This is a genomic window from Achromobacter pestifer, assembly GCF_013267355.1.
GTDB lineage: Bacteria > Pseudomonadota > Gammaproteobacteria > Burkholderiales > Burkholderiaceae_B > Achromobacter > Achromobacter pestifer_A.
Genome location: NZ_CP053985.1, coordinates 2076853 through 2090889 on the forward strand (window position 1 = coordinate 2076853; position 14037 = coordinate 2090889).

The window sequence follows — 14037 nt, forward strand, 5'->3', positions numbered from 1 at the left end:
CGGCGCTGATGGTAAATTTTCGGCCATGCGCATACTGGTCATCGAAGACGAACCCAAACTGGCCGACTACCTCAAGAAGGGCCTGTCGGAACAAAGCCACGTCGTGGACCTGGCGCGCGACGGCGTGGACGGCCTGCATCTGGCGTTGGAAGGCGTCTACGACCTGATCGTGCTGGACGTGATGCTGCCGGGCGTGGACGGCTTCGGCGTGCTGGCCGCCGTGCGCGAACAGAAGGACACGCCCATCCTGATGCTGACGGCGCGCGACGCGGTCGAGGACCGCGTGCGCGGCCTGGAGGGCGGCGCCGACGACTATCTGGTCAAGCCCTTCGCCTTTTCGGAGTTGCTGGCGCGGGTGCAGGCGCTGCTGCGCCGCGGCCGTTCGCAGGAACCCACCCTGCTGCGCCTGGCCGACCTGGAACTGGATCTGGCTCGCCGGCGCGCCCAGCGCGGCGGCCGCCGCCTGGACCTGACCGCCAAGGAATTCAATCTGCTGGCCCTGCTGCTGCGCCGCCAGGGCCAGGTGCTGTCGCGCACCACCCTGGCCGAGCAGGTATGGGACATGAACTTCGACAGCGATACCAACGTCATCGACGTGGCGGTCCGGCGGCTGCGCAGCAAACTGGACGACCCGTACGACACCAAATTGCTGCATACCGTGCGCGGCATGGGCTACGTGCTGGAATCGCGTCCCGCATGAGGCCGCCGCGCATGCGTTCCATGCAGGCGCGGCTGACCTTGCTGCTGGGCGCCATCGCCCTGCTGGTGTCCAGCCTGGCGGGGGCCACGCTGTTCTGGGCGCTCAAGCGCGAAGTGGAACGCCAGGAAATCACCGAGGTCAGCGGCAAGCTGGAATTGATCGATCACCTGATCGACATGCAAAACAGCGCCCGCGGCCTGCAGGACCTGGCCGCCACCTTCGACGACATGCGGGCAGGCGAAGGCCAGCTCGGCATCTGGATCGTGGATGCGCACGGCCATTCCGTGTACGGCGGACCCGCCCCCGAAACGCTGGCCACCGAGGACGGTGGGCAGGTTGTCCTGCAAACCGCCGACGGCGGCCGCATGCGCGGCCTGCGGGTCGCCATGAATGACCGCATCCTGCCCGGTGCGCAACTGACCGTGGCGGTCAGCACGCGCACCAGTTCACAGTTCCTTTACGCCTACGGCACCGCGCTGGTGCTGATCTGCGCGCTGTGGGTGGGCGCGACGGTGGTGCTGGCGGCCTGGGCCGTGCGCCGCAGCATGGCGCCTGCCCGCAGGCTGTCCGAACAGGCAGCCAGCATCCAGCCCGACAACCTGGCGCGGCGCCTGCCGCTGGAACACACCGACCGCGAACTGCATGAGCTGGTCCGTTCCTTCAACCGCACGCTCGAACGCCTGCAGGCCGCCTACCAGCAGATGGAAGGCTTCAACGCCGACGTCGCACACGAGCTGCGCACGCCGCTGGCCACGCTGATCAACGGCACGCAGGTCATGCTGTCCTCGCCGCGCGATGCGGCCGAACTGCGCGATGCGCTGGAATCCAACCTCGAAGAGCTGGAAGACCTGAAAACCCTGGTCAACGACATGCTGTTCCTGGCGCGCGCCGACCGCGGCGAACGGGCTGCCGATCTGGCGCCGGTATCGCTGGCCGCCGAAGCGCGGCGCGTGGCCGAGTACTACGAAGCCACGCTGGAAGAAAGCGGCGTGCACCTGCGCTGCGTGGGCGACGCCACCGTGGCCGCCAACGCCGGGCTGGTGCGGCGCGCGCTGGCCAACCTGATCTCCAACGCCATCAAGGCTACGCCCCGCGGCGGTGAAATCGTGCTGACCTGCTCGGCTTCGCCCGCGGGCGCGCGGGTCGAAGTGCGCAACCCCGGCGCGCCCATCCCGCCGGCCGACCTGCCCCGCATCTTCGACCGCTTCTTCCGTTCCAGCCAGGCGCGCGCGCCGCGCAGCGAAGGCCATGGCCTGGGCCTGGCCATCGTGCGCGCCATCGCGCGCATGCATGGCGGCGAGGTCGATGCGGCCTCGGGCGCTCACGGCACCGTGGTCGGTATCACGCTGCGCGCGCCGGACGGCCATGCCGCCGCGGCCAACATTACAAAACCGTAATGTTCAGGACAGAATGGGGTCACTCCCGTTCCTCTACAGTACGCTTGCAACCACATCGTCCCGCAACGGAGCATCATGAACCTTTCCCGTCTTACGCGCCGCCTGGCCCTTGCCGCAGCCCTGTGCGCGCCCGCTTTCGCCACCGCCCAGACACCCGTCAAGGTCGAGGTCTGGAAGACCCCGACCTGCGGCTGCTGTGAAGATTGGGTCAAGCACATGCGCGACAGCGGCTTCGCCGTCACCACCCACGACGTCCAGGACACCGGCCCCATCCGCCGCAACGCCGGCATGGCCAACTACGGCTCCTGCCACACCGCCGCAGTCGAAGGCTATGCGATCGAAGGCCACGTGCCGGCCAGCGACGTGCGCCGCCTGCTGCTCGAAAAGCCGGACGCCGCCGGCCTGGCCGCGCCCGGCATGCCGCTGGGTTCGCCCGGCATGGACGGCCCCGAGTACGGCGGCCGCAAGACGCCGCACGACGTGGTGCTGGTGGACAAACAAGGCGGCTCCAAGGTCTTCCAGGCCTACCGGTAAAGCTCAATCCTTGAAGTCCCATGCGGGCATCGCTCCCTTTGGAGCGATGCCCGAGTCGTTTGCGCGTCTGAAACAATTCATCCACACCGCTCCAATGGCTACTCCTTGCACTGCAGCAAAAATGGGCCACAATCAATAAAACGGATTCCTCACCCACCCCTCAGGCTGTCATGGCACAAATCGTCCTGTTCGAGAACATCCACCCGAGCGCCCGCGCTGTTTTTGAAGCCGCCGGCTACTCCGACATCGTCACGCACGCCGCCGCCCTGCCGGCGTCGCAGCTGAGCGACGCCCTGCGCGGCGCTCAGGTGGCGGGGATCCGTTCTCGCACCCATCTGGACGCCGCCCTGCTGTCCGGCAACCCCGACCTGCGCGTCGTGGGCTGCTTCTGCATCGGCACCAACCAGGTCGACCTGGATGCGGCCATGCAGCGCGGCATCCCGGTGTTCAACGCGCCATTCTCGAACACCCGCTCGGTGGCCGAACTGGTGTTGGGCGAAGCCATCCTGCTGCTGCGCCGCATTCCCGAAAAGAACGCCCGCGTGCACCTGGGCCACTGGGACAAGAGCGCCGCGGGCGCATTCGAGACCCGCGGCAAGACGCTGGGCATCGTGGGCTACGGCAACATCGGCTCGCAGATCAGCACGCTGGCCGAAAGCCTGGGCATGCGCGTCGTCTATCACGACGTCGAAGCCAAGCTGCCGTTGGGCAACGCCCGGCCCGCCGCGACGCTCAACGACCTGCTGGAGCAGGCCGACGTGGTGACCCTGCACGTGCCGGGCGGCAAAACCACCGAAAAGATCATGAACGCGGAAACCATCGGACGCATGCGCCGTGGGGCCATCCTGATCAATGCCTCGCGCGGCACGGTGGTGGATATCGACGCGTTGCACGCGGCGCTGAAATCCGGCCATCTGGCCGGCGCCGCGCTGGACGTTTTCCCGACCGAGCCCAAGGGCGCGGACGAACCGCTGGCCAGCCCGCTGATCGGCCTGCCCAACGTGATCCTGACCCCGCACATCGGCGGCAGCACGCAGGAATCGCAAGAGAACATCGGCCGCGAAGTGGCCGAGAAACTGGTGCGCTTCCTGCAGGCCGGTACCACCAAGGGCGCGGTCAACTTCCCCGAACTGCCCTATCTGGAACCGGCCGGCGGCACGCGCATCCTGCACGTGCACCGCAACGCCCCGGGCGCGCTGGGCACGCTGGACAACCTGATGGCGCAGCACGGCCTGAACATCGTCAGCCAGACCCTGCAGACCCGCGGCCAGATCGGCTACGTGATCACCGACGTGGAAGGCGAAGTGAACGACGTCGTGATGTCCACGCTGCGCAGCCACCCCATCACGGTCCGCTGCGACCGCCTGTAAGCCGAGGCCGCCATGACGGGCGGCGCATCATGCGCCGCCCGCCACACGACTCAAGACTCTGCAGCGGCCGCCGCCAGGCATTCGGCCATCTTCTCGTGCACGCTGCCGGCATCGAAGGGCAGGCGGCCTATCAGGCCGATCTCACGGTGGAACGCCGCCTCGCCCAGCGGCAATAGCCGCAAGCCCGTCAGATCCAGCCGCCGCAACTGCGGCAACAGCGCCACGCCCACCCCCAGCCGCACCATGTTGGCGATGGCGTCGATCTCGTCCAGCTCGACAGCCTCGCGCACGGCGATGCGCTGTTTTTTCAGGAACAGGTCCACCACGCGTCCGCCGAACGAGGCGCGGTCGTAGCGGATGAAGGGCTGGCTGGCCAACAGTTCGCGCCATGGCGCGACCGGCATGGACGCGGGCATGGCCAGCATCACCGGTTCGCGCAGCAGCGGCTGCCAGCCGAGTTCGGGCGGCAGGGCGAAGGGCGGCTTGATCAGCATGGCCATGTCCACCTCGCCCGCATCCACCTGCCCCAAGAGCGACAGCGACACGCCGGGCACGATGCGCACCCGCACGTCCGGATAGACCGCGCGGAACCCGCCCAGCGCGCGTGCCAGCAGGTCCTGCTGCACGGACGCGATGGCGCCGATGCGCAGCAGGCCGCTGACATGGCCCGCCCCACCGGCCGTGATCATGCGCTCGGCCATGGCGACCAGCTCTTCCGCCTGCGGCAAGACTTCGCGGCCGTGGGCGTTCAGCACCGCGGCGCGCGCGCTGCGGTCGAACAGCGGCCCGCCCAGATAGTCCTCCAGGCGTTTGATCTGCGCGCTGACCGCGGACTGGGTCAGGCCCAACCGGGCGCCTGCGCCGGTAAAGGTGCCGTCCCGCGCCACGGCGATAAAGGTCTTGAACTCTTTGATCACGATCAATTATTTCGATGCTAACTAGCAAAAAATATCGTTTTTCAATCAAAAAAACAATACCTAAACTACCCATCGATGCTAGGCCGTCCAAGCTTGCGGCGGCCCGCAATCTGATTGATCATTTTCCTTTGCCTCACCCGGAGCCTTCCATGACCGCTCAAACCAACCTGCCGCCGTTCCACCTTGCCTTCCCGGTCCGCGACCTGGCCGAAGCCCGCGCCTTCTATGGCGAAAAACTGGGCTGTCCGGAGGGCCGCAGCTCGCCCGAATGGATCGACTTCAACTTCTACGGCCACCAGATCGTCGCCCACCTGGCGCCCAGCGAATGCGGCCACAAGGCCACCAGCGCCGTGGACTCGCACAATGTGCCGGTGCGCCATTTCGGCGCCGTGCTTTCCATGGAACAATGGGAAGCAATGGCGAAGCGTCTGACCGACGCCGGCACCGAATTCGTCATCGAGCCCTACATCCGCTTCAAGGGTGAAGTGGGCGAACAAGCCACCATGTTCTTCCTGGATCCGTCGGGCAATGCGCTGGAATTCAAGGCGTTCAAGAATATGGATTCCCTGTTCGCCAAGTAATCCGTCTCTACAGGTTTCGTGTCGTTGAACGCAAATTCAGAACCTCCTTCTCCGGCCGAAACCTCGTGGCGCATCCTGCCCCAGGGTGACCGCTGCCTGATCGTTTCCTTTGGCGACCAGATCGACGCTGGCGTGGGCAGAACCTGTCTGGCCGCGGCCGGCAAGCTACGCGATGCGCGGCTTCCCGGCGTGACCGACGTGGTGCCGTCGTTCGTCGCGGTGGCGGTGCACTACCGTCCCGGCGCCAGCGGCGGCCCCACTTACACGCAGCTGGCCGAACGCATCGGACAATTGCTGTCCGAAGGCATCGCCGCGGACGCCCTGGGCGGACGCGAGATCGACATCCCGGTCTGCTACGGCGGCGAACACGGCCCCGACCTGGCCGAAGTGGCCGAGGCCGCCGGCCTCACGCCCGAAGGCGTCATCGCACTGCACAGCCAGCCCCGCAGCATGGTCTTCATGCTGGGCTTCGCGCCCGGCCACGCCTATCTGGGCGTGCACGACGAAAAACTGAATATTCCGCGCCGCGCCTCGCCGCGCACCGCAGTGCCGTCCGGCGCCGTGGCGGTGGCCAACCGGCAGACCGTGATCTACCCGAACCGCCTGCCCGGCGGCTGGAACATCATCGGCGCCACCCCGCTCACCATGTTCGACCCGGCCCGCGACCCCGCCGCCCTGTTGCAACCCGGCGACTCGGTCCGCTTCGTGCCGATCGGCCCCGAGGAATTCGACCGCATCAGGGGAACCCAGGCATGAGCGTGACCGTGATCAAGCCCGGCATGCTGTCCAGCTTCCAGGACCGCGGCCGTGAGGGCTACCAGCACCAGGGCATCCCGGCCGCCGGCGCCATGGACGAGCGCGCGCACCGGCTGGCCAACGCGCTGGCCGGCAACCAGGACGAACACGCCACGCTGGAAATGACCCTGACGGGTCCGACCCTGCGCTTTGACGCCGCAGCCTGCTTCGCGCTGGCCGGAGCCGACCTCGGCGCCACGCTCAACGGCCAGGACATCCCCGCCCACCGCCCGCTGGTGGCGCGGGCTGGCGACACGCTGGCCTTCGGCGCCAGGCCGGCCGTGGGCGTGCGCGGCTATCTCGCGGTCCACGGCGGCTTCGCGCTGCCGCGCGTCATGGGCAGCGAAAGCACCTACCTGCGCAGCGGCTTCGGCGGCTTCCAGGGGCGCGCGCTGGCCAAGGGCGACCAGGTGCCGTTGCATGCGCCGCTGGCTACCGGCCGCGACCTGGACGCCTTGCAGGAAGCGTTGTGGAACCAACGCGTCTACCTGCCGGCGACGCTGGGCGCCAAACGCCGCGAGTTCATCCGTTTCCTGCCCGGCATGCACTGGGAAGAATTCTCCGACACCACCCGCCAGGCCTTCGGCGGCGGCGCCGAATTCCGCATCAGTCCACAGTCCGACCGCATGGGCTACCGCCTGCTGGGCCCGACGCTGTCCATGAGCCAGCCGCGCCAGATGCTGTCGGAAGCCGCCAGTTTCGGCACCGTGCAGGTGCCCTCGGGCGGCGAGGCCATCATCCTCATGGCCGACCGGCAGACCACCGGCGGCTACCCCAAGATCGCGCAGATCGCCACGGTGGACCTGCCCGTCCTGGCGCAGTGTGCGCCGGGCCAGACGCTGCGCTTCCAGTTGATCGAACTGGAAGAGGCGCAGCGCCTGGACGGCGAACGCGAACGCGCCTTCACGCAATTGCAGGACGCGCTGGCGCCGTTGCGCGCGCTCCTGGCCTAGAAAGGAATTTGCCATGACCACCCGCATCGACATGAACTGCGACATGGGCGAAAGCTATGGCGCCTGGACCATGGGCAACGACGCGGCGGTGCTGCAGTTCGTCAGCTCCGCCAACATCGCCTGTGGCTTCCATGGCGGCGATCCGGCCACCATGCGCAAGACCGTGGCGGCCGCGCTGGCGCGCGGCGTGGCGCTGGGCGCGCACCCCAGCCTGCAGGACTTGGCCGGGTTCGGACGCCGCGTCATCCAGATCAGTCCCGACGAGGCCTACGACATCGTGGTCTATCAGATCGGCGCGCTGGCCGGCGTGGCCGCCTCGCAAGGCGCGCGGCTGCACCACGTGAAGGCGCACGGCGCGCTCTACAACATGGCCGCCAAGGACGAAGGCCTGGCGCGCGCGATCTGCCAGGCCGTCAAGGACGTGGACGCCTCGCTGATCCTGTACGGGCTGGCGGGCAGCAAGCTGATCGACGCGGCCCGCGCCATCGGCCTGGCCGCCGCCAACGAAGTCTTTGCCGACCGCTCCTACCAGGACGACGGCTCGCTCACGCCGCGCAGCCGCGCGGGTGCGATGATCGAAGACCTGGATCAGGCCGTGGCGCAGGTGGTGCGCATGGTGCGCGAAGGCAAGGTGCGCTCAGTGGACGGCAAGGACGTGCCGGTGCAGGCGGACACGCTCTGCATCCATGGCGATCAGCCCAACGCGCTGATCTTCGCCGACGGCATCCGCAAGGCTTTGGAACAGGCGGGGATCGAAGTCCGCACGCCCCCGAGGGCTTAGGCGCGGCTGGCTTTAGGCGCGGCCGGCTTAGGCGCGGCCGTAGCGCGGCGCCAGTTCTTCCGCGTCCTGCAGCGAGGCATGGCGATACGCCTCCACCACGCTGGGCAGCACGTCCGCCAGATAACTGCGCGTCAGATTGGCCGCGCGCTCGACATCGCGGCCGGCCAAGGCCTCGATGACGCCGCCGGTGCAGGCCTGGATGCCGCTGAACGGCAGCGCCTGCCTGGCCAACAGGTAGCGCAGCGGTTCGATCTGTTCGTAAAGCTTGCTGAGCATGCCGGCAAGCGGAGTATTGCCCGTGCTGCGGGCCGCGGCCAGATAGAACGCGCAGGCCGAAGCAATGGCGGCGCGTCCATCGCCCGAAGCCAACGCAGCCCCGATGGCGGCGTCATGGACGCGCAATTCGGCCAGCAGAGGCGCCAGGTCAGCCGCCTCTGCCGCCTGGCGGATGCAATAGGCCTCGAGTTCAGCGCGCAGCTGGTAAAGATGCCGGATCTGCGCCTCGGTGTAGAGGGTGACCCTGAAGCCCTTGCGCTGGATATGGGCGACCAGGCCGCTCAGCTCCAGCAGGCGCAGCGCTTCGCGGATCGGGCTGCGGCTGGTGCCGAAACGCTGTTCCAGCTCCTGTTCGCGCAGGGGCTGGCCCGGCCGGATGGAGCCGTCCACGATCAATTCACGAATCTGTTCCTGCAGGAAATACGGAATCGTGGCGGGCGCTTTGACGTCCAATCGGCTCCCCTTGTACTGCGCAATGCATGGTATGAGACCTAGTGAAGATACTAGAAATCTCTTGAAACATAAATAAGAAAATTGTTGCAGAGCGCCATTCCCGGCTTGCGTTCAGTCCCAGTCGTCCCGATACACGAACTTCGGCATCTGCCAATTGAATCGCAAAGCCAGCAGGCGCACCGCCAGGCCCGCGGCCAGCGCGATCGGCACCGCGGCGTTGGCCGACAGGCCCAGGGCCTGCGAGCCCAGGTAGAGTCCGCCAGTCACGAAGGACACGCTGGCATAGAGTTCCTTGCGAAACAGCAGCGGCACCTCGTTGCACAGCACGTCGCGCAACACCCCGCCGGCGCAGCCGGTGATCATGCCGCTGATCAGCACCACCGTGATCGGCAGCTGCATCAGCTGCGCCACCTGGCAGCCGATGACCGTGAACGCCACCAGGCCCAGCGCATCGGCCAGCAGGAACACGCTGCGCAGGCGCCGCATGACCGGCGCGATCAAGGCGGTGAAGATCGCCGCGCCCGCGGTCATCCAGAGATATTCGGGATGGACCACCCAGGTCAGGGGGTAATGCCCCAACAGCACGTCGCGCAGCGAGCCGCCGCCCAGCGCCGTCACGCAGGCAATGATGCAGACGCCCATCCAGTCCATGTCGCGCCTGCCGGCCGAAAGCGCCGCGGTCATCGCTTCCGCCACGATGGCGACGAGATACAGCGTGTGCAGCAAGGCGGGAGACAGATCCGGGAACATGGGAGGGCGGAAAGTTGGACTGGCACCATTGTATTAAGCCTGTGACGCCGCAGGCGGCCATTGCCTGCGCGCCCGCCATCCCTTACCCTCGACTTTGCGTTGATATCTATCAAGTCCCCCTCCGCGTAGCCGCGGGACAATGGGAATAAGGCCCGCGAGGGCGGAACGGCTGGAGCGCACGCATGCGGGAGTCGGCGGTCCAGCCACAACCGGGAGAGAACGTATGACACAGCAAACTGGCCCCATCCTGCTCGCAACCGACTTGAGCGCGCGCGGCGACCGCGCCCTGGACCGCTCGCTGCAACTGGCCAAGGAACTCGGCACCAAGCTCATCGTCCTGCATGTCATGGAATCCCATGCGACGCCGGCCCGCCTGACCACGCCCGTGTGGCGGCGCCTGTCGACGGACCACAAGGCGCTGGCCGAGCGCGAGCTGGCCGACGACCTGGCCGCCGCCGACGTGCCGACCGAAGTGGTGGTGGTCAGCGGCGATCCGCTGGTCCGCATCATGGAAACCGCCGACAGCTATGGATGCTCGCTGATCGTCACCGGCACCGCGCGCGATGAAACGCTGGGCCGCCTGCTGCTCGGCACGACGGTCGAAAAGCTGGCACGCCAGGCGCGCCAGCCGGTGCTGGTGGTCAAGACCCGTCCGCGCCGGCCGTACCGCGACGTGCTGGTCGCCACCGACTTCTCCGCGGGCTCGCGCCAGGCGCTGCGCGCAGCGCTGCAGCTGGTGCCGAACGCGGCCCTGACGCTGTTCCACTCCTATGACGTCCCCTTCCAGGGCAAGAACGTGCCGGACGACGCCATTACCCGCAGCTTCTACAAGGCCGCCGAGCAGAGCGCCCGCGAGTTCATCGCCGAAACTCCCGAACTGGCCCAGGTCGCCGCCCCCACGGTGGTGCTGGAAAGCGGCCAGCCGGAAACCGTGCTGTCGGAATACTCGTTCAACCACCGCTCCGACCTGGTCGTGACCGGCACCCATGGCCGCACCGGCATCCTGCGCACCGCCATCGGCAGCGTGGCCGAACGGCTGCTGGAGTCCCTGCCCAGCGACGTGCTGATCGTCAGGTTGCTCGACGACAAGTAAGCCAGTCCGGCCATGAAAAACGGCGCCTCGGCGCCGTTTTTTTGCGGAGTTCTCCGAGCGCCTGGCTGGCGCCGGATTCGATCCTAGGCTTGCTCGCCCTGCTTCTCCATGGTTTCTATCGTGCCGCGCAGCAGGTGCAGCAGCACCAGGCCGGGCAGCGCGATCACCACGGTCAGCAGGAAGAAGCCAGGCCAGCCCATGGCTTGCACCAGCGGCGGCGTGAGCGGGCCGGCCAGATAGGTGCGGCCCACGGCCGACAGCGCCGACAGCAGCGCGAACTGGGTCGCGGAAAAGCGCTGGCGGCACAGCGCCATCAGCAGGCCGACGAAGGACGCCGTGCCCAGCCCGCCGCACAGGTTCTCGATGCCCACGCCCACGGCCATCAGCCAGAGGTTCTTGGGGCTGATGGCGATCAGCCAGTACGCCAGGTTCGACACGGCCTGCAGCAGCCCGAACGCCATCAGCGAACGGTACAGGCCCCAGCGCGACATGAGCGACCCGCCGGCCAGCGCGCCGATGATGGTGGCGGCCAATCCCAGCACCTTGTTCACGGTGCCGACTTCCGTCGGCGTGAAGCCCGCGCCGCGGATCAGGAAGGTGGTGGACAAGGCGCCCGCGAACGCGTCGCCCAGCTTGTAGAGCACGATCAGCAGCAGCACGGCCAGCGCCCCGCGCCGCGTGAAGAATTCGCGCAATGGTTCGCCGACAGCCTCGCGCAGGTTGCGCGGCGGGCGCGCGACGTGCTCGGGCTCCGGCGCCCAGAACGTGGCCAGCATGCACAGCAGCATCAGGCCGCCCATCAGCACATAGGTGTTGCCCCAGCCTATCCACTGGTCCGCCAGGATCAGCGCCAGCCCGCCCGACACGATCATGGCCAGCCGGTAGCCCATGACCTTGATGGCAGCTCCCGCGCCGCGCTCATCCTTGCGCAGCACGTCCGTGCAATAGGCGTCGAAAGCGATGTCCTGCGTGGCCGACAGAAACGCGACCAGCACGGCCAGCAGGGCCAGGGTCTGCAGCGACGACGACGGCGACAAGGCGCCCATCGCCATGATCGCCACGGCCAGCAGCAATTGGGTCAGCAGCATCCAGCCGCGCCGCCGCCCCAGCAAGGGCGGTGCATAGCGGTCCACCAGCGGGGCCCACAGGAACTTGAGGGTATAGGCGCTGCCCACCAATGTCAGGAAACCGATCTGCTGCAGCGGCACGTTTTCCACCGTGGCCCAGGCCTGCAAGGTGCCGCTGGTCAGGGCCAACGGCAACCCGCTGGTAAAGCCCAGGACCAGCAAGGGGGCCACGCGGGGGCTGGTGTAGACGTTGGATGCAGCGGTAATGACGGTCTCCTGTAACGCGCCGGCGCGGCGCTACAGGCTGCGGCCGCGGGCTTGCGGCATTTTAGGGCCTGTTGGCCCGCGCCGCCGCCAGGATGCGTGTCGGAATGTCAGGGCGACGCGAAGCGGTACACCGCCAGGGTGCTGCGCCAGCTGGGAAACAGCTTCACCTCGCGCCCTTCGTTGAAGGTAGCGCGTTCGAGGATGCTGAGGCGCACCTCGCCCGCCAGTTGCTCGAAGTCGCGCAGCGTGCACAGGTGGATGTTCGGCGTGTTGTACCACTGGTAGGGCATCTGGCCCGTCACCGGCATGCGGCCGCGCAGAATGGCCCAGCCATGCGGCCAATAGCCAAAGTTGGGAAACGACACCACGCCAAAGCGCGCCACTCGCGCCATTTCGCGCAGGATGTGCTCGGTGCGGTGCATGGATTGCAGGGTCTGCGACAGCACCACGGTATCGAACTGCTTGTCGTCGAACAGCGCCAGCCCGTCTTCCAGGTTCTGCTGGATCACTTCGACGCCGCGCCGCACGCAGGCGATGACGCAGGTGTCATCGAATTCCACGCCCGCGCCGCGCACCTGCCGGTGGTCGCGCAGATGCGCCAGCAGCGCGCCATCGCCGCAGCCCAGGTCCAGGACGCGGCTGCCGGGCTCGATCCAACTGGCGATGCGCGCCAGGTCGGGCCGCAAGACGCTATGCGCGGGGCGGGGAGTCACGGGAGTCATGCGGAACGTCCTTCGGTCTGGGCGGCTGCGCCGAGCCCGAGCTCGCGCGCGATGCGTTCGTAATAGCCGCGAACCACGGCATGGTAGCGCGCGTCTTCCAGCAGGAAGGCGTCATGGCCATGCGGCGCGTCGATCTCGGCGTAGGTCACCGGGCTCGCGTTCTTCAGCAGCGCGCGCACGATTTCGCGCGAGCGTTCCGGCGGGAAGCGCCAGTCGGTCGAAAACGACACCAGCAGGAAATCGGCCTTGGCCGGCGCCAGCGCGCGGGCCAGGTCGCCGCCGGTGGTGCGCGCGGGATCGAAATAGTCCAGCGCGCGCGTGATCAGCAGATAAGTGTTGGCGTCGAAATAGCGGGTGAATTTCTCGCCCTGGTAGCGCAGGTACGACTCCACCTCGAACTCGACGTCGTAGCCGTAGTGGTAGGCGCCGTTCTCGGCCGGCGCGCGCTGGGCGCGGCCGAACTTCTCGGCCATGTCGTCATCGGACAGGTAGGTGATGTGGCCGAGCATGCGCGCCACCGACAGGCCGCGGCGCGGCACGGTGTCCTGCGCGTAATAGTCGCCGCCGTGGAAATCCGGATCGGTGATGATGGCGCGGCGCGCCACCTCGTTAAAGCCGATGTTCTGCGCCGACAGGCGCGGCGTGCTGGCGATGACCACGCAATTGGCCACGCGGTCCGGCAGCGTGATGGCCCAGCTGAGGGCCTGCATGCCGCCCAACGATCCGCCCATCACCGCGGCGAAGCGTTCGATGCCGAAGTGGTCCGCCACCCGCGCCTGCGCCCGGACCCAGTCCTCCACGGTCAACACCGGGAAAGCGGCGCCCCAGGGCTTGCCGGTTTCCGGATTGATGCTGGCCGGGCCGGTCGAGCCGAAGCAAGAGCCCAGGTTGTTGACCCCGATGACGAAAAAGATATCGGTGTCCACCGCTTTGCCGGGACCCACCATGTTGTCCCACCAGCCCACGTCGCTGGGATTGTCCGCCGCCTGCCCCGCCACGTGGTGCGAGGCGTTCAGCGCATGGCAGATCAGGACTGCGTTGCTGCGCTGGGCGTTGAGCGTGCCGTAGGTCTCGACGGCCAGTTCATAGGCGGCCAGCGACTGGCCGCTCTGCAAAGGCAGCGGCTCATCGAAACGGATGAAGGTGGGAGCGACGAGGCCGACCGAACCGGGATCAACGGCATCGGAAGTCGTGACGGTTGCGGGTACGAACCCGCTGGCCGAATCACCGGCCAAATTCTGGGCAGGAGTGGTCATACGGACCTCTTTAGCTGGATTTATTGGAAGGCGCCCGCAAGCGGATCAGGCAAATCGGCGCCGAAAAATTTTGTACTGCGGCAGGAATTCTAGCACTGCTGAAGCGCGCCGCAACGGCGGGCGGG

15 protein-coding genes and 1 riboswitch are annotated in these 14037 nt (G+C 67.5%); of the genes, 9 read left to right on the forward strand and 6 right to left on the reverse strand.

Annotation, left to right across the window (positions count from 1 at the left end; all coding sequences use genetic code 11):
* Positions 1 to 25 precede the first annotated feature (25 nt).
* The 4 genes from FOC84_RS10050 (at position 26) to serA (ending at position 4001) form a co-directional block, all read left to right on the forward strand.
* Positions 26 to 700, forward strand: a complete 675-nt coding sequence (locus tag FOC84_RS10050; RefSeq protein ID WP_042795496.1) for a heavy metal response regulator transcription factor — start codon at positions 26 to 28, stop codon at positions 698 to 700.
* Positions 697 to 2097 (forward strand): heavy metal sensor histidine kinase, encoded by a 1401-nt coding sequence (locus FOC84_RS10055; RefSeq protein WP_173144296.1) that lies wholly within the window; start codon positions 697 to 699, stop codon positions 2095 to 2097. The genes FOC84_RS10050 and FOC84_RS10055 overlap by 4 nt, the downstream gene beginning before the upstream one ends.
* A gap of 75 nt (positions 2098 to 2172) precedes the next feature.
* Positions 2173 to 2631 (forward strand): DUF411 domain-containing protein, encoded by a 459-nt coding sequence (locus FOC84_RS10060; protein ID WP_173144297.1) that lies wholly within the window; start codon positions 2173 to 2175, stop codon positions 2629 to 2631.
* Positions 2632 to 2801: 170 nt separating this feature from the next.
* The gene (gene serA / locus FOC84_RS10065) at positions 2802 to 4001 is read left to right on the forward strand and encodes a phosphoglycerate dehydrogenase (RefSeq protein ID WP_173144298.1); all 1200 of its coding nucleotides are present in this window, start codon (positions 2802 to 2804) and stop codon (positions 3999 to 4001) included.
* Between the two features lie 50 nt (positions 4002 to 4051).
* On the opposite strand, the gene FOC84_RS10070 is transcribed toward serA, so the two are convergent.
* Positions 4052 to 4918, reverse strand: coding sequence for a LysR family transcriptional regulator (locus FOC84_RS10070; RefSeq protein WP_173150040.1), 867 nt, complete (start codon positions 4916 to 4918; stop codon positions 4052 to 4054).
* A gap of 149 nt (positions 4919 to 5067) precedes the next feature.
* Here FOC84_RS10070 and FOC84_RS10075 point away from each other — a divergent pair, with 149 nt between their 5' ends.
* The 4 genes from FOC84_RS10075 to FOC84_RS10090 are packed head-to-tail and all read left to right on the forward strand — an operon-like array spanning position 5068 to position 8028.
* Positions 5068 to 5499 carry a VOC family protein gene (locus tag FOC84_RS10075; protein ID WP_013391240.1) on the forward strand — a complete coding sequence of 144 codons (432 nt, stop codon included), beginning with the start codon at positions 5068 to 5070 and terminating at the stop codon, positions 5497 to 5499.
* A 24-nt stretch (positions 5500 to 5523) separates the two neighbouring features.
* Positions 5524 to 6255, forward strand: a complete 732-nt coding sequence (gene pxpB / locus FOC84_RS10080; RefSeq protein WP_173144299.1) for a 5-oxoprolinase subunit PxpB — start codon at positions 5524 to 5526, stop codon at positions 6253 to 6255.
* Entirely contained in the window at positions 6252 to 7247 is a 996-nt protein-coding gene (locus tag FOC84_RS10085; protein WP_173144300.1) for a biotin-dependent carboxyltransferase family protein, read from the forward strand. The genes pxpB and FOC84_RS10085 overlap by 4 nt, the downstream gene beginning before the upstream one ends.
* A gap of 13 nt (positions 7248 to 7260) precedes the next feature.
* Positions 7261 to 8028, forward strand: coding sequence for a LamB/YcsF family protein (locus FOC84_RS10090; protein WP_173144301.1), 768 nt, complete (start codon positions 7261 to 7263; stop codon positions 8026 to 8028).
* Between the two features lie 27 nt (positions 8029 to 8055).
* Here FOC84_RS10090 and FOC84_RS10095 read toward each other — a convergent pair whose 3' ends face one another.
* Together FOC84_RS10095 and FOC84_RS10100 are read right to left on the reverse strand one after the other, a co-directional pair.
* On the reverse strand, positions 8056 to 8757 hold the full coding sequence (locus FOC84_RS10095; protein WP_173144302.1) for a GntR family transcriptional regulator: 702 nt from the start codon (positions 8755 to 8757) through the stop codon (positions 8056 to 8058).
* A gap of 111 nt (positions 8758 to 8868) precedes the next feature.
* Complete coding sequence (locus FOC84_RS10100) at positions 8869 to 9507, reverse strand: trimeric intracellular cation channel family protein (protein WP_173144303.1); 639 nt, start codon at positions 9505 to 9507, stop codon at positions 8869 to 8871.
* Positions 9508 to 9730: 223 nt separating this feature from the next.
* On the opposite strand from FOC84_RS10100, the gene FOC84_RS10105 reads away from it, so the two are divergent.
* The gene (locus tag FOC84_RS10105; RefSeq protein ID WP_173144304.1) at positions 9731 to 10600 is read left to right on the forward strand and encodes a universal stress protein; all 870 of its coding nucleotides are present in this window, start codon (positions 9731 to 9733) and stop codon (positions 10598 to 10600) included.
* A gap of 83 nt (positions 10601 to 10683) precedes the next feature.
* Here FOC84_RS10105 and FOC84_RS10110 read toward each other — a convergent pair whose 3' ends face one another.
* From FOC84_RS10110 to metX, 3 genes are all read right to left on the reverse strand, one after another.
* Positions 10684 to 11934, reverse strand: a complete 1251-nt coding sequence (locus FOC84_RS10110; RefSeq protein ID WP_173150042.1) for a muropeptide transporter — start codon at positions 11932 to 11934, stop codon at positions 10684 to 10686.
* 107 nt (positions 11935 to 12041) lie between these two features.
* Complete coding sequence (gene metW / locus FOC84_RS10115) at positions 12042 to 12656, reverse strand: methionine biosynthesis protein MetW (protein ID WP_173144305.1); 615 nt, start codon at positions 12654 to 12656, stop codon at positions 12042 to 12044.
* A complete protein-coding gene (metX, locus tag FOC84_RS10120) occupies positions 12653 to 13912 on the reverse strand; it encodes a homoserine O-succinyltransferase MetX (protein WP_173144306.1) in 1260 nt (419 codons plus the stop codon). Before metX ends, metW begins: the two co-directional genes overlap by 4 nt.
* Positions 13902 to 13983, reverse strand: a riboswitch (SAM riboswitch). Its footprint overlaps the gene before it by 11 nt.
* Positions 13984 to 14037 lie beyond the last annotated feature (54 nt).

Bases quoted from the DNA above. Each gene is read 5' to 3' on its own strand.
- FOC84_RS10090 (WP_173144301.1), top strand. From the start codon at position 7,261: ATGACCACCCGCATCGACATGAACTGCGACATGGGCGAAAGCTATGGC.
- FOC84_RS10060 (WP_173144297.1), top strand. From the start codon at position 2,173: ATGAACCTTTCCCGTCTTACGCGCCGCCTGGCCCTTGCCGCAGCCCTG.
- metX (WP_173144306.1), bottom strand. From the start codon at position 13,912: ATGACCACTCCTGCCCAGAATTTGGCCGGTGATTCGGCCAGCGGGTTC.
- FOC84_RS10085 (WP_173144300.1), top strand. From the start codon at position 6,252: ATGAGCGTGACCGTGATCAAGCCCGGCATGCTGTCCAGCTTCCAGGAC.
- FOC84_RS10050 (WP_042795496.1), top strand. From the start codon at position 26: ATGCGCATACTGGTCATCGAAGACGAACCCAAACTGGCCGACTACCTC.
- serA (WP_173144298.1), top strand. From the start codon at position 2,802: ATGGCACAAATCGTCCTGTTCGAGAACATCCACCCGAGCGCCCGCGCT.
- FOC84_RS10105 (WP_173144304.1), top strand. From the start codon at position 9,731: ATGACACAGCAAACTGGCCCCATCCTGCTCGCAACCGACTTGAGCGCG.
- FOC84_RS10100 (WP_173144303.1), bottom strand. From the start codon at position 9,507: ATGTTCCCGGATCTGTCTCCCGCCTTGCTGCACACGCTGTATCTCGTC.
- FOC84_RS10055 (WP_173144296.1), top strand. From the start codon at position 697: ATGAGGCCGCCGCGCATGCGTTCCATGCAGGCGCGGCTGACCTTGCTG.
- metW (WP_173144305.1), bottom strand. From the start codon at position 12,656: ATGACTCCCGTGACTCCCCGCCCCGCGCATAGCGTCTTGCGGCCCGAC.
- FOC84_RS10075 (WP_013391240.1), top strand. From the start codon at position 5,068: ATGACCGCTCAAACCAACCTGCCGCCGTTCCACCTTGCCTTCCCGGTC.